The organism is Agromyces soli, assembly GCF_022811605.1.
In the GTDB taxonomy this organism is placed as follows: Bacteria; Actinomycetota; Actinomycetes; order Actinomycetales; family Microbacteriaceae; genus Agromyces; species Agromyces soli.
In genome coordinates this window covers 549,804-569,926 of record NZ_CP094533.1, presented here as the reverse complement: position 1 = coordinate 569,926, position 20,123 = coordinate 549,804, and the positions used below count along the sequence as shown (strand labels likewise).

At 72.9% G+C, this 20,123-nt stretch carries 20 protein-coding genes; 17 read left to right on the top strand and 3 right to left on the bottom strand.

Annotated features, from left to right (window positions below; translation table 11 throughout):
• The 9 genes from MTP13_RS02715 to MTP13_RS02675 all read left to right on the top strand — a co-directional run bounded on the left by MTP13_RS02715 (nt 1) and on the right by MTP13_RS02675 (nt 7,809).
• Complete coding sequence (locus MTP13_RS02715; protein WP_243569520.1) at nt 1-2,118, top strand: ADP-ribosylglycohydrolase family protein; 2,118 nt, start codon at nt 1-3, stop codon at nt 2,116-2,118.
• 24 nt (nt 2,119-2,142) lie between these two features.
• A complete protein-coding gene (locus tag MTP13_RS02710) occupies nt 2,143-2,574 on the top strand; it encodes a secondary thiamine-phosphate synthase enzyme YjbQ (protein ID WP_243569519.1) in 432 nt (143 codons plus the stop codon).
• A complete protein-coding gene (locus MTP13_RS02705; protein WP_243569518.1) occupies nt 2,574-3,464 on the top strand; it encodes a PfkB family carbohydrate kinase in 891 nt (296 codons plus the stop codon). The genes MTP13_RS02710 and MTP13_RS02705 overlap by 1 nt, the downstream gene beginning before the upstream one ends.
• 1 nt (nt 3,465) lies before the next feature.
• Nucleotides 3,466-4,428 (top strand): SIS domain-containing protein, encoded by a 963-nt coding sequence (locus MTP13_RS02700; protein WP_243569517.1) that lies wholly within the window; start codon nt 3,466-3,468, stop codon nt 4,426-4,428.
• A 72-nt stretch (nt 4,429-4,500) separates the two neighbouring features.
• Entirely contained in the window at nt 4,501-5,304 is an 804-nt protein-coding gene (locus MTP13_RS02695) for a GntR family transcriptional regulator (RefSeq protein WP_243569516.1), read from the top strand.
• Nucleotides 5,305-5,431: 127 nt separating this feature from the next.
• Nucleotides 5,432-6,379 carry a capsular polysaccharide synthesis protein gene (locus MTP13_RS02690; protein ID WP_243569515.1) on the top strand — a complete coding sequence of 316 codons (948 nt, stop codon included), beginning with the start codon at nt 5,432-5,434 and terminating at the stop codon, nt 6,377-6,379.
• A 38-nt stretch (nt 6,380-6,417) separates the two neighbouring features.
• Nucleotides 6,418-6,885 (top strand): GNAT family N-acetyltransferase, encoded by a 468-nt coding sequence (locus MTP13_RS02685; protein ID WP_243569514.1) that lies wholly within the window; start codon nt 6,418-6,420, stop codon nt 6,883-6,885.
• On the top strand, nt 6,882-7,274 hold the full coding sequence (locus MTP13_RS02680; protein ID WP_243569513.1) for a DUF1304 domain-containing protein: 393 nt from the start codon (nt 6,882-6,884) through the stop codon (nt 7,272-7,274). The genes MTP13_RS02685 and MTP13_RS02680 overlap by 4 nt, the downstream gene beginning before the upstream one ends.
• A gap of 121 nt (nt 7,275-7,395) precedes the next feature.
• Nucleotides 7,396-7,809, top strand: a complete 414-nt coding sequence (locus MTP13_RS02675) for a hypothetical protein (protein ID WP_243569512.1) — start codon at nt 7,396-7,398, stop codon at nt 7,807-7,809.
• Between the two features lie 91 nt (nt 7,810-7,900).
• Here MTP13_RS02675 and MTP13_RS02670 read toward each other — a convergent pair whose 3' ends face one another.
• The gene (locus MTP13_RS02670) at nt 7,901-8,920 is read right to left on the bottom strand and encodes a LacI family DNA-binding transcriptional regulator (RefSeq protein WP_243569511.1); all 1,020 of its coding nucleotides are present in this window, start codon (nt 8,918-8,920) and stop codon (nt 7,901-7,903) included.
• A gap of 101 nt (nt 8,921-9,021) precedes the next feature.
• Between MTP13_RS02670 and MTP13_RS02665 the strand changes: the two genes are divergently transcribed.
• The 3 genes from MTP13_RS02665 to MTP13_RS02655 are packed head-to-tail and all read left to right on the top strand — an operon-like array spanning nt 9,022 to nt 11,861.
• A complete protein-coding gene (locus MTP13_RS02665; protein ID WP_243569510.1) occupies nt 9,022-9,795 on the top strand; it encodes a glutamine amidotransferase in 774 nt (257 codons plus the stop codon).
• Nucleotides 9,796-9,817: 22 nt separating this feature from the next.
• Nucleotides 9,818-10,807: a DMT family transporter gene (locus MTP13_RS02660; RefSeq protein WP_243569509.1), complete on the top strand. Its 990-nt coding sequence runs from the start codon at nt 9,818-9,820 to the stop codon at nt 10,805-10,807.
• Nucleotides 10,800-11,861 (top strand): phosphotriesterase family protein, encoded by a 1,062-nt coding sequence (locus MTP13_RS02655; protein WP_243569508.1) that lies wholly within the window; start codon nt 10,800-10,802, stop codon nt 11,859-11,861. Before MTP13_RS02660 ends, MTP13_RS02655 begins: the two co-directional genes overlap by 8 nt.
• Nucleotides 11,862-11,868: 7 nt before the next feature.
• On the opposite strand, the gene MTP13_RS02650 is transcribed toward MTP13_RS02655, so the two are convergent.
• Entirely contained in the window at nt 11,869-12,555 is a 687-nt protein-coding gene (locus tag MTP13_RS02650) for a TetR/AcrR family transcriptional regulator (RefSeq protein ID WP_243569507.1), read from the bottom strand.
• A 161-nt stretch (nt 12,556-12,716) separates the two neighbouring features.
• Here MTP13_RS02650 and MTP13_RS02645 point away from each other — a divergent pair, with 161 nt between their 5' ends.
• The 5 genes from MTP13_RS02645 to MTP13_RS02625 all read left to right on the top strand — a co-directional run bounded on the left by MTP13_RS02645 (nt 12,717) and on the right by MTP13_RS02625 (nt 19,593).
• The gene (locus MTP13_RS02645; protein WP_243569506.1) at nt 12,717-14,378 is read left to right on the top strand and encodes an amidohydrolase; all 1,662 of its coding nucleotides are present in this window, start codon (nt 12,717-12,719) and stop codon (nt 14,376-14,378) included.
• A gap of 77 nt (nt 14,379-14,455) precedes the next feature.
• Nucleotides 14,456-16,102: an ABC transporter substrate-binding protein gene (locus tag MTP13_RS02640; RefSeq protein WP_243569505.1), complete on the top strand. Its 1,647-nt coding sequence runs from the start codon at nt 14,456-14,458 to the stop codon at nt 16,100-16,102.
• Nucleotides 16,089-17,123, top strand: a complete 1,035-nt coding sequence (locus MTP13_RS02635; protein ID WP_424221839.1) for an ABC transporter permease — start codon at nt 16,089-16,091, stop codon at nt 17,121-17,123. Before MTP13_RS02640 ends, MTP13_RS02635 begins: the two co-directional genes overlap by 14 nt.
• Nucleotides 17,120-17,986, top strand: coding sequence for an ABC transporter permease (locus tag MTP13_RS02630; RefSeq protein WP_243569504.1), 867 nt, complete (start codon nt 17,120-17,122; stop codon nt 17,984-17,986). Before MTP13_RS02635 ends, MTP13_RS02630 begins: the two co-directional genes overlap by 4 nt.
• Nucleotides 17,983-19,593, top strand: coding sequence for a dipeptide ABC transporter ATP-binding protein (locus MTP13_RS02625; RefSeq protein ID WP_243569503.1), 1,611 nt, complete (start codon nt 17,983-17,985; stop codon nt 19,591-19,593). Before MTP13_RS02630 ends, MTP13_RS02625 begins: the two co-directional genes overlap by 4 nt.
• 83 nt (nt 19,594-19,676) lie before the next feature.
• Here the strand turns inward: MTP13_RS02625 and MTP13_RS02620 are convergent, their stop codons facing one another.
• The gene (locus MTP13_RS02620) at nt 19,677-20,084 is read right to left on the bottom strand and encodes a hypothetical protein (protein ID WP_243569502.1); all 408 of its coding nucleotides are present in this window, start codon (nt 20,082-20,084) and stop codon (nt 19,677-19,679) included.
• Between the last annotated feature and the right edge of the window lie 39 nt (nt 20,085-20,123).

Sequence of the window (20,123 nt, the reverse complement as noted above, 5' to 3'; positions counted from 1 at the left end):
ATGGGCGTGGAACTGGATCGCGACTACGAGGCCCGGGTGTACGCCGGCGTGCTCGGCAAGCTCATCGGCGTCTACCTCGGCCGACCGGTCGAGGGCTGGCCGTACCCGGACATCGCCGAGCGCTTCGGCCTCGTCGAACGCTACGTGAACGAGGAGCTCGGTCTGCCGCTCATCGTCGCGGACGACGACATCTCGGGCACCTTCGCCTTCGGGCGGGCGATGGAGGACGCGGGCGGCGCCGAGCCGAGCGCGGCCGACGTCGGCGACGGCTGGCTGAACGCCATCGTCGAGGACCGCACCATCCTCTGGTGGGGCGGCTACGGCCGCTCCACCGAGCACACCGCGTACCTGAACCTCGTGCGCGGCCTGCGCGCGCCCGAGAGCGGCTCCATCGCCCGCAACGGCCGCACCCTCGCCGAGCAGATCGGCGCGCAGATCTTCTCCGACGCGTTCGCGATGGCGGCCCCGGGCGATCCCGGCCTGGCCGTGCGGATGACCCGTGCCGCCGCGAGCGTCAGCCACGACGGCGTCGCGCTCGACTGCGCGGCGTTCTTCGCGGCGATGCGCGCGGCCGCGTTCGAGATGCGGGAGCTCGACGAGCTCGTCGAGCTCGGTCGCGGCCACGTCGCCGATCCGCGGCTCCTCGGCGTCATCGACGACGTGCTCGAGCACGTCCGGCCCGGCGACGACTGGCGTGCGGCCCGCGACTGGGTCGACCGCGTGCACGGCTACGCGGTGCATCCCGGCCCGTGCCACTCGCTCGCGAACACGGCGATGTCGCTCGCGGCGCTCCGGCTCGGCGGCGACGACTTCCGGCGGGTGGTGGCGATCGCCTCCTCGGTCGGCTTCGACACGGACAGCAACGCCGGGACGGTGGGATGCCTCACCGGCATCCGCCTCGGCCTCGCCGCCTTCGACGGCGCGGCCGATCTGCGGGCGCCGGTCGCGGATCGCGCGCTCGTCGTGAGCGCCGACGGCGGGGAGTGCGTGACGGATGCCGCGCGCGAAACCCGGCGCATCGCCGACGCCGCCCGCGCACTGCAGACCGGACCCGGCGCCCCGGCGCCCGCCCGGCGGCCGCGCTTCGACTTCGAGCTGCCCGGCGCGGTGCACGGCTTCGAGTCGTGCCCCTATCTGGGCGCCGGCACCCGGGTGCGCCACGTCGCGGCCGCGGAGGGCGCGATCAGGGTCGGCGCGGAGGCGGGAGCGACGGCGGTCGCCTCGACGCCCGTGTTCCTCGACCCCCGCGACGCGATCGGCAACTTCTCCACGCTCGCGAGCCCGACGCTCTACCCCGGCCACCTCGTCACGGCGCGCGTCGGCGCGCGCGAGCCCGGCGAGGGCGGCCGCCCGCACGACGGCAGCGCGACGCTCGTCCGGCTCGGCGTGCTCTTCGCCGACGGCGACGACGCGGTGCACGCCGAGCACGGGCCGTGGCAGCGGCTCGAGCCGGGCGCGACCGAGCTGAGCTGGCGCGTCCCCGCTCACGGCAACGCGATGCCGTTCCGCCTCCTCGTCTCGGCGCGGCGCGACGACGGGGCCGCCCCCGAGCTGCTCGTCCGCGAGGTCGACTGGGCCGGTGCACCGGAGGGCTTCGCCCAGTCCGGGCTGCTGCTGAGCTCGATCTGGGACACGAAGCCCGCCGGGCTCGCGCCCTGGGTCAGCTCGGCCAAGAACTTCGAGGCCGACTTCGCGAGCACCTTCTCGGTGTCGCATCCCGGCGCGTTCGGCGTCGTCACCACCGGCACCCGGGAGTGGCGCGACTACGCGATCGAGTCGACCCTGCGCTTCTCGCTGCACGACGCGGCCGGCCTCGTGCTCCGCGCGCGGGGGCACCGCCGCTTCACCGCCGTCGTGTTCACGGGCGGCCTGCTGCGCGCCATCGAGCAGCACGACGGCGAGCGATCCGTGCTCGCCGAGCACCCCTTCGCCGTCGAGACGGACCGGCCCTATCTCGTGCGGGCCGAATGCGCCGGCGATCGGCTCCGCGTCGAGGTCGACGGCGTCGCCGTGCTCGACACCCGAACCACCCGGACCGCCGGAGGCGGCGCCGGGTTCCTCATCGAGACCGGAACGATGAGCGCCGACGGCTTCCGCGTCGGCGAGCTCTCCGGCTGAACCACCACCACGAAAGGCACCGCTATGACCACCACCTGGACCAGCTTCCCCGTCAACACGAAGCCGGCCGAGGGGTACCCGAACCCCGTCAACTACGTCGACGTCACCGCGCAACTGCGCGAGGCGGCGTCGCAGGCGTCGGGCGACGGGCTGCTGCACGTCTTCCTGCCGCACACCACCTGCACCTTCATCTTCAACTCGGGCGTCGACGGCACGACCCTGCAGGACATCCGGCTCTTCATCGAGGAGCAGATCCCGGTCGACCGGCCCTTCGTGCACCTGCACGACGGCCCCCAGGACGCCGCCGCCCACGTGCGCTGCGTGTTCGGCGTGCAGTCCCTGCAGCTGCCCATCATCGGCGGTGAGCTCGGCATCGGCCACAGCCAGGGCGTCTACCTGCTCGAGCTCGACGGCCCCCGCGACCGCACGGTGCAGTACGCGGTGCAGTCGTTCTGATGGCCGTCGTCGTCGGCGTACGCGCCGGGCTCACCGTCGACCACCAGGTGGTCGCGGGCGAGGGGGCGCGGTTCGACCGGCTCGGCGGGCCCGGGCTGTTCGCCGCGCTCGGCGCCCGGCTCGTCGCCGGCACCGCGGTCGAGCTCTGCGCCAACCTCCCGGCCGACGAGCCGCGGTTCCGCCGGCTCTTCGACGAGCTCGGCGTCGGACTCGGGGCCTCGACCGCGGTAGTCGAGGTGCCGCGGCTGTGGATCCTGAACTCGGCCGAAGGCCGTCGCATCGTGCCGACCCGCCCGCCCGGCGGTGTCGAGCTCGAGAGCGGCGAGCCCGCGGAGGAGGATCGGCCGCTGCCGCCGGCCACGGCGCTCGGCCCGGTCGACGGGCTGCTCGACAGCTCGCCGGAGACCGCGGCGGGGCTGGCCCCCGGCGTCCTCGTGGGCGTCGACCCGCACCAGCTGCTGCTCGGCGAGTCCGGGCTCGACTACCTCGAACGGGTGTCGCCGCCCGGCGCGGTGATCCTGCCGAGCCGCGTACAGCTCCGCCTCATCGACCCGGACCCGCGCGCCGCGGCCCGGCGGATCCGCGACGAGCTCGGCCGCGCGGTCGTCGCCCGCCTCGACGCGGAGGGCATGCTCGTGCTCGACGCCGAGGGCGGCCCCGGCACGGCCGTGCGCGACGAGGCGGTGCGCGTCGTCGAGACCACGGGGGCCGGGGATGCCTCGGCCGCGGCCATCGTGGCCGCGCTCGCCGCCGGCCGCGACCTCGTGACGGCCGCCGCCTTCGGCGCGAGCGTCGCCCGGCTCGCGCTCGCCGACTGGGGCCACGACGCGCTCCTCGCCGAGCCGCTCACCGACCCATTCACTCAGATCACGATCGAACAGGACCACTGACATGACCCTCACCGCTCACTTCGACCGCGTCGCCGACGCCCTCCGCGCCGTCGAGGCTGTGCGCCCCGCCATCGGCGCCGCCCCCGAGGCCGCGCTCTTCGTCGGCTCGGGCGACTCGCTCTCCTCGGCACTGCTCGCGACCGCGTTCGGGCACCAGTCCGCCTCCTCGGGCGATCTGACCTGGACGGGCCGGGTTCCCGCCGGGGTGCGCACCGTCGTCGGCATCTCGCACTCGGGCACCTCGGGGGCGACCGTTCGGGCGCTGCGCCTCGCGACCGAGGCGGGCCTGCGGACGATCGCGGTCACCTCGAACCCCGACTCGCCCCTCGCCGAGGCCGCCGACGAGGTCCAGCTCGTGCCGTCGCTCGGGCTCGAGGAGACGGTGCCCTGCGCCGGGCACCTCATGCTCGGGCTCGGCGTCGCCGCGGTCTGCGGCGTCGACACCGCCGGCGCGACCGCCGAGCTCGCGGCGCTCGTCGACGCGCAGCGCGCCGCAGTCGCCGAGGCGCTGGACGCGGCCCCCGCCGCGGTCCCGAGCGGGATCTCGGTGCTCTCGCTGCCGGAGCTCCGCGGCGCCGCCGACTTCTGGGTGCTGAAGCTCATCGAGGCGACCGGACTCGTCGCACGCACGGTCCCGCTCGAGGAGAGCGGGCACGTCGACTACTTCATCGGGCCGCAGGCGAACCTCTCCCTCCAGCTCGTCGGAGCCGACGGGGCGGAGCGCTTCGCCCGGCTCGCGACCGCACTCGAGAGCACGGGGCAGACCCCGCTCGCGGTCCGGCTCGCGGGGCCGGACGCGCGCGACGACCGGGCCGGGGTGCTCTTCGAGCTCGCCGGGGCCGTCGCCGGCACCGTGTTCGCCGAGGCCGCGGCCGCCCGCTGGGGGCGTCCGCCGTTCCGGGGCGGCGCGGTGAACATGGACGCGAGCCACATCAAGCTCGACGGGCATCCGGTCACCGCGTGAGCCTGGATCCCCGGGCGAGCGCGCCTATGGTACTAACCTTATGATGACCTGCACGGGGAGATCGGGGGAGGCATGACGGTGGGACCAACCATCCACCCGCTGGAGTCGATGGCGGTGCCCGTCGACCGACGCTCGCCCCTGCCGGCGTGGGCGCAGGTCGAACGCGACCTGCGCTCCGCCATCGATCAGGGCCTCGCCGTGGGCGACCGGCTCCCGACCGAGAACGAGATCGCGCAGATCTACGGGGTGAGCCGGATCACCGTGCGGCAGGCGCTCTCCGCGCTCGCCGACGAGGGCTACGTCGAGCGCCGGCAGGGCACCGGCACCTTCGTCGCGGATCGGCCGAGAGTGGTCCAGCACGACTTCGGGCTCACGCAGCCCTGGCGGGACCGCTTCCGGGCGGCGGGCGACGACGCGCAGTCCCTGCTCGTCGACGTCGAGTCGCCCGAGGCGGAGCCCTACGAGCTGTCGCGCGAGCTCAGCGCGGACGAGCGCCGGCTGCCGCGACTGCACCTGAAGCGGGTGCACACGGTGAACGGCGACCCCATCGGCCTCACCGACTCCTGGCTCGCGGGCAGAGGCGCGGAGGCGCTGGCCGGGCGGGACCTCTTCGACGTCTCCGTCTCGAAGACGCTGCAGGCCGCGGGCCTCGTCGTCGACCATCAGGACCACTTCCTCGAGGTGCGCTCGGTGAGCTCCGCGGAATCCGCGCTGCTCGCCGCGGGCGTCGACGCGAAGGTCTTCGTCGACTGGGCCGTCGGACGCTCGGGCGGCGAACTCGTCGAGACCTCGCGCACGGTCTGGCTCGGCACCCGGGTGCGGTTCCACTACGCGACCGACGCGGAGGGGTTGCGCCAGGGCGCACCGCGCGCCTGACGCCGCCACGGCGCCCTCCCGGCCAACCCGAGTTGCCCGACTTTCATCAAAGTCGGGCAACTCCGGGTCGGGTGCGGCGGCTGGGGCGACCCGCCGCCCAGGCGACGCCGCTCGGTACGCTCGGAGCATGAGCGGCGCCGGAGGCATCCCCGAGCTCGACCGGGTCATGGCGGGCCTGCGCGCTCAGCTCGAACGTTCCGCGCGCTTCGAGGGCACGATCGACCTCGCCGCTTCGCTGCGCACCTCGCTGCGCCTCGTGCAGCTGCTGCAGCCGCGGCTCGGCGAGCTGCGGCTCGCGGCCGGGCTGCCCGAGGTCCGACCGCCGTTCGCCCGCTGGCGGGCGCGCCGCGGCGCGGGCGCCGCCGCCGGGCAGCCGGTGCCGAGCGACCGCGTCTTCACGTTCTGGAACCGGCCGATCGCCGAGGCGCCGCCGCTCGTGCAGGCCTGCGTCGCCCAGCTGCACCGCACCTACCCACACGCCCGGGTGCTCGACGGGGCATCCGCGCGCGAGCTCGTCGAGATCCCCGAGCGGATCGCGACGCTGCTCGAGGACGCCCGCCCGGCCCACTTCTCGGACTACGTGCGCACCAGGGTGCTCGCCGAGCACGGCGGCGTCTGGGCGGACGCCACGGCCTGGGTCGACCGGCCGCTCGATCCCGAGCTGCACCGCCTGCTCCGCGCCGGCGTGGTGTTCCCGCGCTGGGCGAAACGGCAGATCGCGAACTGGTTCATCGCGGCGCAGCCGGGCGCTCCGGTCCTCGTGCTGCAGCGGCTCGCGCTCGACGCCTGGTGGGAGACGACGGACGAGCTGCCCGACTACTTCCTCTACCACCGGATCTTCGAGGTGATCCAGGCGCTCGTCCCGGAGGCCCGGGGCCAGTGGGACGCCGTGCCGGCGCTCTCGGCGACCTCCGCGCACCTGCTGCAGCTCGAGATGATGCAGCCCTGGCGCGGCTCGACCGTGCGCCGCATCCTCGACGCCGCCCCGCTGCAGAAGCTCAGCTACAAGTACGACGCGGTGCCGCCCGGCTCGGTGCTGGAGCGGCTGCTCGCGGGCGACGGCCTCGGCGACTGACGGCGACCCGCGTCGGCGGGGTCGCGTATCGTGCTTGCATGGCACTCACGATCCGATCGGCCGCGCCGAGCGACCACCCGCGCCTGCTCGAGCTGTGGCGCGCGAGCGTCGAGGCGACCCATCACTTCCTCGCGCCGGCCGACGTCGACTGGTACGAGGAGGTCGTCGCGGGCTACCTGCCGCAGCTCGGCGACCTGCGCGTCGCGGTCGTCGACGGCGGCGACGCCGAGGGCGAGGTCGTCGGGTTCATCTCTCACGACGACGGCGAGATCCAGATGCTCTTCGTCGACCCGACCAGGCACGGTCAGGGCATCGGCACCCGGCTGCTCGAAGACGTCGGCGACGACGGGGGCGAGCTGCGGGTCGACGTCAACGAGCAGAACCCCGTGGCGCGCGGCTTCTACGTCGCGCGCGGCTTCGTCGAGGTCGGCCGCTCCGAGCTCGACGGCGAGGGCCGCCCGTTCCCGCTGCTGCACCTGCGCCGCGAGGCGAGGGCCGCCGCGTGATCGTCGCGGGGCTCGTGCTCGCCGGCCTCGGCGCGCTGATCCACGTCTACATCTGGGTGCTCGAGTCGCTCATCTGGACGGGCCCGCGCGCCCGCGCCACCTTCGGCATCCGCAGTGACGAGGAGGCGCAGCTCACGCGCGCGCTCGCGTTCAATCAGGGCTTCTACAACCTGTTCCTCGCGCTCGCCGTGGTCGCGGGCATCGTCGCGTTCGCAGCCGGGGCGACCGCCGTGGGCGCCACGCTCGTCTTCGCGGGCGCGGGCATGATGGTCGCCGCGGGCCTCGTGCTCCTGCTGTCGAGCCCGTCGAAGGCGCGCGCCGCGCTCATCCAGCTCGGGCCGCCGCTGCTCGGCGTCGTCGCGCTCTGGATCGGCCTCGCGACCGCCTGACGCCCCGTCGCGCCGCGCGCGCCGGCACCCGGACTGGGGCTGGCGAGCCGGTGTCCCCGGTGCGGCGTAGACTCCCGTGGTCACAACAGAACAGGGGAGGTTGCACACAATGCAACGATTCATGACGACGACGGCACTCGTGTTCGCGGGTGCCCTGCTGCTCTCGGGCTGCGCCACGTCCGGTTCGGGCGACGCCGCTTCGACGTCCGCGAAGGACGGCTGCGACACCATCCGCAGCGAGGTCCGCAACGTGTCGAACGGTGCGCAGAACACGCTCGCGACCGCGACCGACGGCGCGGCGACGAAGACCTACCTCGAGGGTCTCGAGGACCGGGTCGACGCGCTCGACGAGCAGGCCGGCGACGACACCAAGGTGGAAGACGCGCTCGAGGGGCTGAAGACCGCCCTCGGCGACGCCGCGGACTACGCCGCGACCATCCCGGCCGACGGCACGCAGGACGCCGAGGCGCTCGCCGCCCAGCAGTCGGCCATCCAGACCGCTGCGAACGAGGTCAGCACGGCCTGCGCCGCCTGACGACCAGTCACGCACGCACGAGCGCGCGGCATCCCTCCCCGGGTGCCGCGCGCTCCGTCGTTTCCGGGCCCGGCCGGCCCAGTGGTCCGGGTCAGCGGTCCGCCGAGGCGTCGCGCGCCCGCGCGCCCGCCGGCGGTGCCGTCGAGGCGCGGACGCGGAGCGTCATCGGCAGGGTGTGCGGGGTCGGGGTGCCGCCCGTCGCGACGTGGATGAGCTCGTCGACGGCCTGCCGTGCGAGCATCTGAGTCGGCTGGGCGACGGAGGTGAGCTGGGGGCTCGTCCAGTCGCCGAAGGCGATGCCGTCGCAGCCGATGATCGAGAGCTCGTCGGGGACGCCGATCCTCGCTTGGCGGGCCGCTTCGAGCACCCCGATGGCAGCGATGTCGCTCGCGCAGAAGACGGCGGTGGGCGCGGGCTCGACCGAGCTCACGTGGGCGAAGAAGTTGGTGCCGAAGTCGGCGGTGTAGCTGCCGCGCAGCACCAGTCGGTCGTCGACCTCGAGCGAATGGTCGGCCATGGCCGCCCGGAATCCCGCCTCCCGCTGCTCGGCCGTCTCGAGGCCGCGCGGGCCGCCGACGTGCGCGATGATGCGATGCCCCAGGCCGGCGAGGTGCGCGGTCGCCTGGTAGGCGCCGCCGAAGCTGTCCGCCGTGACCTGGGAGATGCGCGTCCCGTCGGCGATGACGTACTCGTCGAGGAGCACGACCGGCAGCTCTTCGCCGACCCGTCCGGTGAAGGCCTCGTTTGTTCCGTGCATTCCGAGGTAGACGATGCCGCCAAGGTTCTGCACCTGCGCGAGGCGCTCGACGCTGTTGCGTTCGCGCAACGCGGAGGATCCGGTCAGGGCGGTGAAGACCTCGATGCCGTCCTCGGCTGCGGCATCCACGACCGCGTCGGCGAGGGCGGAGAAGTACGGATTCGCGAGCGACGGCACGACGAGGCCGATCGTGGTGACCGCGCGCGACCGGTCGGCGGCGGGGCGCCCGTCGTCCGCGAGGGCCTGGTCGATCCGCCGTGCGGTCGCGGGGGAGACCTTGAGCTCGCCGCGCACGTACCGCGACACCGTGGAGGTGGAGACTCCCGCGCTCCGCGCGACTCGACTGAGCGACATCCGGCGGCCCCCTCATCTCCGTGTTGACTCCGTGCGCGATCCATCCTAGATTGATGCGCATGTTGCGCAACAGTGCGCAACGAGCAAGCATGGAGGCGACGATGGTGAGGGTTCTGCTCGCAGGCGAGTCGTGGGTGAGCGCGACGATCGATCACAAGGGCTACGACCCCTTCGCGCACACCCGGGTGCAGATCGGCTGCGCCCGGCTGTTGACCGCACTCGAGGCCGAGGGTCTCGACGTCGTCCACCTCCGTTCGCACGACGTCGCCGAACGGTTCCCGCAGACGCGCGACGAACTCTCGGGCTTCGACGTCGTGCTGCTCTCCGACATCGGCGCGAACTCGTTGCTGCTGCACCCCGACACCTTCTCGCTCGGCCGGCCCACGCCGAACCGGCTCACGCTCCTCCGCGACTGGGTGCACGACGGGGGCGGGCTGATGATGGCCGGCGGCTACCTGAGCTTCCAGGGCTTCGAAGGCAAGGCGAACTACCACCGCACCGCGGTGGAGCACGTGCTGCCCGTCGACCTCTCCCCGTACGACGACCGCGTCGAGACGCCGGAGGGGCTCCGCGGCGACGTGGTCCGGACCCATGCCATCACCGACGGGCTCGACCGGCGGTGGCCGATCCTGCTCGGGTACCAGCGCGCGGTCGCGAAGCCGGATGCCACCGTGCTCGCCGAGATCGATGGCGACCCGCTGCTCGCGATCCGCGAGGTCGGCGCAGGTCGCACGCTGGCGTTCATGTCGGACGTCTCGCCGCACTGGGCTCCGGAGGAGTTCATGTCCTGGCCCGGCTACGGACCATTGTTCGCCAGCGCGCTCCGCTGGCTGGCGGGAGAGCCGGTGGAATCCGCGGCGGGTCCGCGAGACTGACGAAAGAAGGATGATGATGACAATGACGTCTGCACTCCGGGCCCAGTCGGCCCGATCGGCATCGGTCGCGCTGTTCACCTTGGCGACGGTCTTCGCCGGCATGCTCGGGCCGCTCCAGGCGCTCGTCAACGGGCGGCTCGGCGCGACCCTGAACGACGGCCATGCCGCTGCCCTGATCTCCTTCGGCACGGGCCTCGCGCTCATGCTCGTGGTCGTGCTCGCCCGCGGACGGACACGTCGCGCGTTCTTCGCGCTCCCGGGCCAGCTCCGCCGCGGCGAGCTGCCGAGATGGAACTTCTTCGCCGGGCTCTGCGGCGCGGTGATCGTGCTCTCGGAGGGGGTGACGGTCGGCTTCCTCGGCGTCGCCGTGTTCCAGACCTCGCTCATCTCCGGTCTCGTCATCTCGGGCGTGCTCTGCGACCGTCTCGGCATCGGCGTCCCCGTGAAGCAGGCGATCACGATCCAGCGGGGCCTCGGGGCGTTCCTCGCCGTCGGGGCGACCCTGCTCGTCGTCTCACCGAGCTGGTCGGCGCCGCACATGATCGCGCTCGCGATCATGCCCTTCGTCGGGGGCCTGCTCGCCGGGTGGCAGCCCGCGGGCAACTCGGAGATCGGCCGGCTGTCCGGCTCGATGCTCGTGTCCATCACCTGGAACTTCCTCGTCGGCTTCGTCGCGCTCGGCGCCGTCTACCTGGTCCGGATGGGTGCGACGGGCGCGCATTTCAGCCTTCCCAGCACCTGGTGGATGTACCTGGGCGGGCCGCTCGGTCTCCTCTCGATCGCGTTGATGGCGCTCTTCGTGCGCCGGCTCGGCCTGCTCCTGCTCGGCCTCGCCTCGACGGCGGGCCAGCTCGTCGGATCGATCCTGATCGAGCTGGCCGTGCCCTCGCACGGCGGCAGCCTCCACCTCGTGACCGTGATCGGGGCGCTCGTGGCCCTCGCGGCCGCCGCCGTCGCCATGATCCCCGCCCGCAGCGCGGCACCAGCTCGAGCGGCGGACACCGGTGACTGAGGTGCGCCCCGCCGTCGTGCAGACCGTGCTCGGGCCGGTCGCCGCGGCCGATCTGGGAGTGGTGCTGCCCCACGAGCACCTCTTCAACGATCTCACCCCGGTGCTCGCCCCAGCCGCCTACCGGGCGACGAGGGCGCTCGTCGGGCAGCGGGTGGCGCCGCGCTGGCAGTCCTTGCTGCGACAGGACCCGTACTGCTGCGCCGACAACCTGGGGCCGAAGCCGGTCGAGGAGGTCGTCGCGGAGGTGGCGGCGTTCCAGGCGCACGGCGGACGCACGATCGTCGATGCCACGGGCAGCCCGGCCATCGGCCGCGACCCCGAAGGGCTGGCCGAGCTCGCGCGGACGACCGGGGTGCACGTCGTGATGGGGACCGGCCCGTACCTGGAGAAGCTCGAGGGCGTCCGCATCACGGCCCGGACCGTCGAGCAGCAGGCGCTCGAGATGGTCGACGAACTGAGCCGCGGCGTTCGCGGCATCCGTGCCGGCGTCATCGGGGAGATCGGGGTGTCGCCCGGATTCACCCCGGCCGAACGCGCCGCGTTGCGCGCGGCCGGCATCGCGCAGACCGAGCGGCCCGAGGTCGGCATGAACATCCACCTGCCCGGGTGGCAGCGTCGCGGGCATGAGGTGCTCGATCTCCTGGTCGACGAGCTCGGCGTCGACGCCGGCCGGATCGCTCTCGCGCACAGCGATCCGTCGGCGCCGGACGTCGCCTACCAGACCTCCCTCCTCGATCGCGGGGCGATCCTGGAGTTCGACATGATCGGGCTGGACATCGCGTTCCCCGGCGAGGGCGCTTCACCGGCGCCGCACGAGACGGCGGATCGGATCGCCGCGCTCGTGGCCGCGGGCTATGCCGGGCAGGTGACCTTGTCCCAGGATCTCTTCCTGAAGCAGATGTGGAGAGCGAACGGCGGCAACGGGCTGAGCTTCGTCCACTCCGTCTTCGTCGAGCTGTTGCGCGAGCGGGGGGTCGGGGCCGACGCGATCGAGCAGATGACGGTCGCGGCGCCGGCGCGGTGGCTCGCCGGAAGCCCGACCCCGTCGGACTGACGCGCGCTCAGCGCGCGGCGGCTCGCTCGGCGGAGGCGATGATGACGTCCATGCCGAGCTGGAACAGCTCGCGGTCCTCCAGCTCGATGAGGCGCGTGCCGTACTCGGCGACGCGCGGGTGGCTGCGGGCGTCGGCGAGGATCGGCGCGTCGAACCACGGGCTCGTGCCGTCGTCGTTGGCCCCGCGTTCGCTGCGGCTGCGCGCGATGCCGGCCGCGGTCGAGAGCACATGCGAGGCGAGCAGGGCGTAGTGGCGCACGAGCTCCTCCTCGGCGAGGCCCGCGCGGGCGAAGGCGTCGAGCATGAGCTCGATCGCGTCGAGCTCGCCGCGGCCGTGCGTCGTGAGCACCACCGCTTCGGCGGCGACGGCCGGGTGGGCGCAGAAGAGCTCGAGCGTCGCGTCGCCGAGCTGACGGATGCGTCCGCGCCAGTCGTCGAGCGGCGCGTGCACGGCCGCGACGGAGCGCGCGTTGAGCTCGTCGAGCAGCGCCTGCATGAGCGCCTCCTTGTTGCGGAAGTGCCGGTAGATCGCCGTCGGATCGGCGCCGAGCCGAGCGCCGAGCTCCCGCACCGAGAGCGTGGTCGCCCGCGTCTCCGCGGCGAGCTCCAGACCGGCGGCCACGATCGAGTCGTGGTCGAGCCTGGCCTTGCTGCGCGCGCTCGCGCCAGCCGTGGTCTCGGTGGCTGTCGTCATGGCGCTCCTTCGCTCCGCGTCGCCTCCATGCTGCCACGCCGGGGCGGTGCGGCGGCTCGGGAAGCGTAGCAAGTCCCGCAGCAATGCTGTCAACAGTGTTGACAGCAGTGTTGCGAGCTGAGTACGCTCGCCTCGTCCATTCGATGAGGAAGCGAGGCGACGTGACTGCCGACGTCCTGTTCACCGGCGGGTCCGTGTTCACCGGAACCGGATCCCCGCTCCGAGGTCACACGGTCGCCGTCACCGGCGGCCGCATCACCGCCGTCGTCGCCGACGCCGAGGTCGGCGCCCTCCGCGGTCCGGGCACCCGCATCGTCGAGCTCGAGGGCGCGCTGCTCGCCCCCGGCTTCCAGGACGCGCACATCCACCCCGTCGGCGGCGGCATCGAGCTGCTGCAGTGCGAACTCAGCTCCGCGGCCGACGCCGAGGAGGCCGTCGCGCTCGTCGCGGCCTACGCCGAGGCGAACCCCGAGGAGCCCTGGATCCTCGGCGGCGGCTGGTCGATGGACCACTATCCGGGCGGCGCGCCCACCCGCGGTCTCCTCGACGCCGCGGTCGGCGACCGGCCCGTGCTGCTGATGAGCCGCGACCACCACAGCGCCTGGGCGAGCACCGCAGCCATCCGCGCTGCCGGGCTCGACGCCGCGACCCCCGACCCCGTCGACGGGCGCATCGAGCGCGAGGCCGACGGATCGCCGGCCGGCACCTTCCACGAGGGCGCCATGGAGCTCTTCGCCGAGGTGCGGCCCGCGACGAGCGAGGACCTCGCCTATCGAGGCCTGCTCCGCGCCCAGGAGGAGCTGCTCGCCCTCGGCATCACCGGCTGGCAGGACGCCATGGTCGGTCAAGGAGGCGGCGTGCACGACCCGCTCGCCGCCTACCGCCGCGCCCTCGACGCCGGCGAGCTGAAGGTGCACGTCGTCGGCTCGCAGTGGTGGCGGCGCGACGTCGGCCTCGAGCAGATCGGCGGGCTCCTCGCGCTCCGTGACGAGATCGCGGCGCTCGGCCGTGAGGAGCGGCTCTCGCTCGCCACCGTGAAGATGATGGTCGACGGCGTCGCCGAGAACCAGACCGCCGCGATGCTCGCCCCCTACCGCGACCACCACGGGCACGACACCGACAACCGCGGGCTCTCGTTCATCGACCCCGAGCTGCTCCGCGAGGCCGTCGAGCGGCTCGACGCCGAGGGGGTGCAGGTGCACTTCCACGCCCTCGGCGATCGCGCCGTGCGCGAGGCGCTCGACGCCGTCGCCGCGGCCCGGGCGGCGAACGGCCCGAGCGACGGCCGCCACCACCTCGCCCACCTGCAGATCGTCGACGAGGCCGACACCGCGCGCTTCGCCGAGCTCGACGCCGTCGCGAACCTGCAGATGCTCTGGGCCACGCACGAGGACCAGATCGACGAGCTCACCCTGCCGTTCCTGCAGGACGGCGCCGAGGCCAGGCAGTACCCCTTCGGCGACCTCGTCCGCGACGGCGCCCGGCTCGCGGCCGGCAGCGACTGGCCCGTCTCCACCGCCGATCCGCTCGCCGCGATCCACATCGCGGTCACCCGGGTGGCTCCGGGGCTCGACGCCGAACCGCTCGGCGGTGCCCACCAGCGCCTCGCGCTCGAGACCGCGTTCGCCGCGTACACCTCGGGCAGCGCGTACGTGAACCACCGCGATCACGACACCGGCCACGTGCGCGAGGGATACCTCGCGAACCTCGTGGTCGTCGCGCCCGATCCCTTCGGGCTAGCGCCGGAGGAGCTCCAGCGCGCCGCCGTCCGCTCGACCTGGATCGAGGGCGAGCGCGTCTACGCCGCCCCCGACGCGGGCTGACCGGCACCGCACGCACCGGCCCCGCACCCACCAGCACCGCCGCATCCGTCCACCCACAGCACCCAGAGGAGCCCCCCATGCCAGTCCTCCGACCCCGCACCGGCCGGCGCATCGTCGCGCTGACCGCCGGCGCCGCGGCCGCCGCGCTCGCGCTCAGCGCCTGCGCACCGGCATCCGACGCCCCCACCGCAGCCCCCGACTGGGAGCTGACCACCGAGACGCCGGCGCCGTCCGGCGACATCGACTCGTTCACCTGGGCGAACTACGCCGAGCCCTACTCGCTCGACTACGCCTACGCGTTCGACTACGCCGACAACATGGTGCTCTCGAACGTCTGCGAGTCGCTGCTGCGGCTGAACCCCGACTACACGCTGAGCCCCGGGCTCGCCGAGGCGTACGAGCAGACGAGCCCGACCACCTGGGTCTACACGATCCGCGACGGCGTCAGCTTCCACGACGGCACGCCGCTCACCGCGGCCGACGTCGTGGCCTCGATGAGCCGGCACCTCGACCCGGCCGTCGGCTCCTCCTGGTACTCCGTCTACCAGAACGTCGCGAGCATTGAGCAGATCGGCGACCGCCAGGTGACGGTCACCACGACGATCCCCGACTCCCAGTTCAACCTCGGCCTCGGCGGCTCGGCCGGCGTCGTCGAGTCGGCGGCCACGCTCGCCGCCGACGGCACCGACTACGGCAACTCCACCGGACTCGTGAACTGCACCGGGCCGTTCGAGCTCAGCGAGTGGAAGTCGGGGGAGTCGATCACGCTCACCCGCTTCGACGGCTACTGGGACGAGTCGCTCCGCGCGAAGTCGGGCGAGGTGCGCTTCGTCTTCATGAACGACGCGACCGCCCGCATCAACGCGCTGAAGTCGGGCGACGTCGACGGCAGCTGGATGCTCCCCGTCGACGGCATCCCGCAGCTGCAGGCTTCGGGCGCCGGCGACGTCTACTTCGGGCTCAGCACCGCGACGTCGAACCTCATCGTCTCGAACCTCGACGGGCCGCTCGGCGACCTGCGGGTGCGCAAGGCGCTCATGTTCGCGCTCGACCGGCAGGGCATCCTGGATGCCGCGGCGAAGGGCTACGGCGAGGTGTCGAACGCCCTGACGCAGGAGTCGGTCTGGGGCGAGGCGTCCGAAGCCACCCGCGACGAGGCCTTCTCGGGCCTCGAGGGGTACCCGAACGACCTCGAGCAGGCCAAGGCCCTCGTCGAGGAGGCGGGCGCCGCCGGGCAGAAGATCGTCTTCGCCACCGCCCCGATCGGCAACGACTTCAACGTCGTCTCGCAGGCGACGGCCGCCGCGGCGCAGTCGATCGGCCTCGAGGCGGAGATCAAGACGGTCACGCCGAACGCGTACACGGCGCTCTTCTCCGACCCGAGCGCGCGCGAGGGCGTCGACCTCTTCTACACGGTCTGGTACCTGTCGAGCCCCGACCCGCTGGAGATGTACGCCGTGCTCCGCACCGGCGAGTTCAGCAATTACGGCAACTGGTCGAACCCCGAGTTCGACGAGCTCGCGACGCAAGCGGTCGGCACCATGGACCCGGAGGAGCGGGCGAAGCTCACGAGCCGTCTGCAGCACATCGCGAACGAGGAGCTGCCCTGGCTGCCGCTCTTCGCCGGGCCGATGCCGGTTTTCGTCGGCGAGCGGATCACCGGGGTCGCGCCCTCGATCGCGTTCCTCTACTTCCCCTGGGCGGCCACCATTGGCGCTCGATAGCCGCACCGTCTCGGTCGCCGCCCGCGAGGCGGCGGCCGAGGCGCCCCGCCGCGGGCGGTGGTCGGCCGCCGGGGTGCGTCGGGTCGCCGGCAAGCTCGGCGGGCTCGCGCTCACCCTCTTCCTCGCCTCGCTGCTGGTGTTCTTCTCGCGCTTCCTCGTGCCGGGCGACCCGGTGAGCTTCCTCCTCCGCGGCCGCAAGCCGAGCCCCGAGGCGATCGCGCAGGTGACCGCGCAGTACGGCCTCGACCTGCCGCCCTGGCAGCAGTACCTGAACTGGCTGGGCGGCGCGCTCACGGGCGACTTCGGCCGTTCCCTGCAGTACCGTCAGGACGTCTCGACCGTGATCGGCGAGCGCCTGCCCGTCACGCTCATGCTCGTCGTCATGTCCGGCATCCTGATCGCGATCGTCGGGCTCTCCGCCGGCGTCGTCGCGGCGCTGAACCGGGGCCGTCCGCTCGATCGGCTGACCCTCGTCGGGCTGACGGTGCTGAGCGCCATCCCCTCCTTCGTCGGATCGATCGTGCTCATCGCGATCTTCGCCGTGCAGCTCGGCTGGTTCCCGACCTTCGGCTCCGGCCAGGGCTTCGGCGACATGGTGTACCACCTCGTGCTGCCGTCGATCGCGCTCGCGATCGTCTTCGTCGTGCTCGTCGGCAAGGTCACCCGCTCCTCGATGGTCGAGCAGCTCGGCCGCGAGCACGTCGAGGTGGCCACCAGCCGCGGGCTGAAGCGCGCCACGGTGATCCGCCGGCACGTGTTCCGCAACGCGCTCGGCCCGATCCTCACGGTCAGCGGCGTGCTCGTCGCGGGCCTCCTCGTCGCCTCCACGATCGTCGAGGCCGCCTTCGGCCTCGCCGGCATCGGCTCGCTGCTCGTGCAGTCGGTCGACCGCCTCGACTTCCCGGTCGTGCAGGCGATCGTGATGCTCGTCGTCACCGCCTTCGTCGTCGTGAACGCGATCGTCGACCTCACCGAACCCTGGATCGACCCCCGATCCGCCGCAGGAGCCAGTGCCAGATGACGACCCCGACCCCCACCCTCGCCGTGAAGGTGCTGCGCGCGCCCCGCGCCCACCGCACGAGCCTCGTCTTCGCGATCGCCTGCGGCGTCGTCGCGGTGATGACGCTCGCCGCCGTCTTCGCCCCCTTCGTCGCGCCCTACCCGCCCGACGCGGTCGACTTCACCGCCGTGAACGCCGGGCCGAGCGCGGCGCACTGGCTCGGCACGGACGGCCTCGGCCGCGATCTGCTGAGCCGGCTCGTCTTCGGCGCGAGGACCGCCCTGCTCGGGCCGCTCCTCGTCGTCATCGGCTCGACGATCATCGGCATGCTGCTCGGGCTCCTCGCGGGCTGGCGCGGCGGGTGGATCGACGCCGTGCTCGGCCGCGTCTTCGACGTGCTGTTCGCCTTCCCCTCGCTGCTGCTCGCGATCATGGCGGTCGCGCTGTTCGGCAAGGGCCTCGTGGCGCCGGTGATCGCGATGAGCATCGCGTACGCGCCCTTCGTGGCCCGGCTCACCCGAGCCCTGGTGAAGGCCGAGCGCACCCGGCCGTACGTCGCGGCGTACCGGGTGCAGGGCTTCGGCGGCGCGTGGATCGCGTTCCGGCGGGTCCTCCCGAACGTCACGCCGATCGTCGGCGCGCAGTCGACGCTGAACTTCGGCTACGTGCTCGCGGAGCTCGCCGGGCTCTCGTTCCTCGGCCTCGGCGTGCAACCGCCGACGCCCGACTGGGGCGCGATGATCAACGAGGCGCAGTCCGGCGTCGCCGGCGGCTACTTCCTGCCCGCGATCGTGCCGGCCGTCGCCGTGGTGCTCGTCGTCGTGGCCGTGAACATCATCGGGGAAGAGCTCTCCGACCGCATCGGAGGAGGGGTGCCCGCATGAGCCGGCTGCTCGACATCGACGGGCTCACGCTCGAACTGCACGACGGCACGCGCCTGCTCGAAGGCATCTCGCTGTCGGTCGCGCCCGGCGAGACCGTCGGCCTCGTCGGCGAGTCCGGCTCGGGCAAGTCGCTGACCGCGCGCACCGTGCTCGGCCTCGTGCCCGAGCGATCTCGCCTCGGCGGCCGCGTGCGGCTCGACGGGCGCGAGGTGATCGGCGCGCCGGCCCGCGACATCCTGGACCTCCGCCGCCACGCGGCCGCCATGATCTTCCAGGACCCGCGTGCCGGCATCAACCCGATGCGCACCATCGGCGACCACCTGACCGAGACGCTGCGCCGCTGCGAGGGCAAGTCCGCCGCCGAGGCGCGAGCCAGGGCGATCGAGCTCCTCGCCGACGTGCAGCTGCCGCGCCCCGAGGAGCACTTCGGCCAGTACCCGCACGAGTTCTCGGGCGGCATGCTGCAGCGCGTCATGATCGCCGGCGCGCTCACGAGCTCGCCGAAGCTGCTGATCTGCGACGAGCCGACGACGGCGCTCGATGTCACGACGCAGGCGGAGATCGTGCGCGTGCTCGTGGAGCTCCGCGAACGGCGCGGCATGGGCATGCTCTTCATCACTCACGACCTGAACCTCGCGGCCTCGCTCTGCGACCGGGTCGTCGTGATGAGCCGCGGCCGCGTCGAGGAGTCGGGCGACGCCCGCCGCGTCTTCACGGCGCCCGAGGCGGACTACACGCGCCGGCTCATCGAGGCGACGCCGAGCATCGCAGTGCGCAGCCTGGACGGCGAGGCCGAAGCGGATGCCTCGGCCCCCGCCGGGCCGATGCTCGAGGTGCGCGGGCTCGACAAGCAGTACCAGCTGCGCGGGCGGCCCCCGGTGCACGCCGTCGTCGAGGCGGAGCTCGAGATCCCGCGCGGCGGATCGCTCGGCGTGGTCGGCGAGTCCGGCTCGGGCAAGTCGACGCTCGCCCGCATGATCGTCGGGCTCGAGCAGCCCGATCGCGGCGAGGTGCGCATCGCCGGCCGCGAACGCAGCACCGCCCCGCGCAGCCGCGCCGAGCGGATCGCGCACGCGAAGAGCGTGCAGATGGTGTTCCAGGATCCCTACCTCTCGCTCGATCCGCGCATCCCGGCGGGGCGCGCCATCCAGGACGTGCTGCGGCTGCACGGCGGCCTCGACCGCGTCGCCGCCGAGGCGCGGGCCCTCGAGCTGCTCGAGGCGGTGGGGCTCGGCGAGCGCCACCTCGCCGCGCGGCCGAAGACGCTCTCGGGCGGGCAGCGCCAGCGCGTCGCCATCGCCCGGGCGCTCGCGATCGAGCCCGAGCTGCTCGTCATGGACGAGGCGACGAGCGCGCTCGACGTCTCGGTGCAGGCGCAGGTGCTCGACCTCGTCGCCCAGCTCCGCGCGCAGCGGGGCCTCACGGTGCTCTTCATCAGCCACGACCTCGGCGTCGTGCGCCGGGTGTGCGAGCGCGCCGTCGTGATGCGTCGCGGCGAGATCGTCGAGCAGGGGCCGAGCGAGCGGCTGCTCCGAGAACCGGAGCACCCCTACACGCGCCTGCTCGTGGACTCGGTGCCCCGGCCCAGTTGGGAGGCCGCGGCGTAGGGCGGGCCTGCGGCGCTCGGAGGCGATGCGGTCGGTGTGGTGCCCGTGGACTTGGGAACGCGTGCTGCGTGAACGTGAGCGCATCAGTCAGGGCTGCTGGCGTTGATGCCAGACACACTTTGGATGATCGCCAACCTCTGCTCCGTTGTGAGCGTGTCGTCGCGAAAGCCAATCACGAGCGGGTCAATTTGCACGCCATCTCCGCCGAGAGCCGCCGCATATTCGTACGCGTCGTCAACGCTCGCAAACTTGAGTACCGTCACGTAGTCGCTCTGAACCGCCTGCTGACAGGTGACATTGCCCGTGCAGGTTGATGCGGTGACATCAACCGCATCAAGGTAGGGCCAGTCAGGATCTGCCGGCCGATCGACGAACGCTTCGACCAAATCGATCTGTGCCCTGCTCTGAGCATCAGAGAAGCATCCCGCCAGTCCGAGAACGACGGCGACGCTCAACGCGGCGGCAGTGGGGAGCTTCATGTCCAGTTGCATCGGTGCTCCGCCTCTTCTCAGCCGCTCAAGTCCCGAGCT

Coding starts and splice junctions, on each gene's coding strand:
- MTP13_RS02665 (WP_243569510.1), top strand. CDS start 9,022: ATGGTGAGGGTTCTGCTCGCAGGCGAGTCGTGGGTGAGCGCGACGATC.
- MTP13_RS02660 (WP_243569509.1), top strand. CDS start 9,818: ATGACGTCTGCACTCCGGGCCCAGTCGGCCCGATCGGCATCGGTCGCG.
- MTP13_RS02710 (WP_243569519.1), top strand. CDS start 2,143: ATGACCACCACCTGGACCAGCTTCCCCGTCAACACGAAGCCGGCCGAG.
- MTP13_RS02695 (WP_243569516.1), top strand. CDS start 4,501: ATGACGGTGGGACCAACCATCCACCCGCTGGAGTCGATGGCGGTGCCC.
- MTP13_RS02705 (WP_243569518.1), top strand. CDS start 2,574: ATGGCCGTCGTCGTCGGCGTACGCGCCGGGCTCACCGTCGACCACCAG.
- MTP13_RS02685 (WP_243569514.1), top strand. CDS start 6,418: ATGGCACTCACGATCCGATCGGCCGCGCCGAGCGACCACCCGCGCCTG.
- MTP13_RS02630 (WP_243569504.1), top strand. CDS start 17,120: ATGACGACCCCGACCCCCACCCTCGCCGTGAAGGTGCTGCGCGCGCCC.
- MTP13_RS02700 (WP_243569517.1), top strand. CDS start 3,466: ATGACCCTCACCGCTCACTTCGACCGCGTCGCCGACGCCCTCCGCGCC.
- MTP13_RS02625 (WP_243569503.1), top strand. CDS start 17,983: ATGAGCCGGCTGCTCGACATCGACGGGCTCACGCTCGAACTGCACGAC.
- MTP13_RS02640 (WP_243569505.1), top strand. CDS start 14,456: ATGCCAGTCCTCCGACCCCGCACCGGCCGGCGCATCGTCGCGCTGACC.
- MTP13_RS02650 (WP_243569507.1), bottom strand. CDS start 12,555: ATGACGACAGCCACCGAGACCACGGCTGGCGCGAGCGCGCGCAGCAAG.
- MTP13_RS02670 (WP_243569511.1), bottom strand. CDS start 8,920: ATGTCGCTCAGTCGAGTCGCGCGGAGCGCGGGAGTCTCCACCTCCACG.
- MTP13_RS02675 (WP_243569512.1), top strand. CDS start 7,396: ATGACGACGACGGCACTCGTGTTCGCGGGTGCCCTGCTGCTCTCGGGC.
- MTP13_RS02620 (WP_243569502.1), bottom strand. CDS start 20,084: ATGCAACTGGACATGAAGCTCCCCACTGCCGCCGCGTTGAGCGTCGCC.
- MTP13_RS02715 (WP_243569520.1), top strand. CDS start 1: ATGGGCGTGGAACTGGATCGCGACTACGAGGCCCGGGTGTACGCCGGC.
- MTP13_RS02690 (WP_243569515.1), top strand. CDS start 5,432: ATGAGCGGCGCCGGAGGCATCCCCGAGCTCGACCGGGTCATGGCGGGC.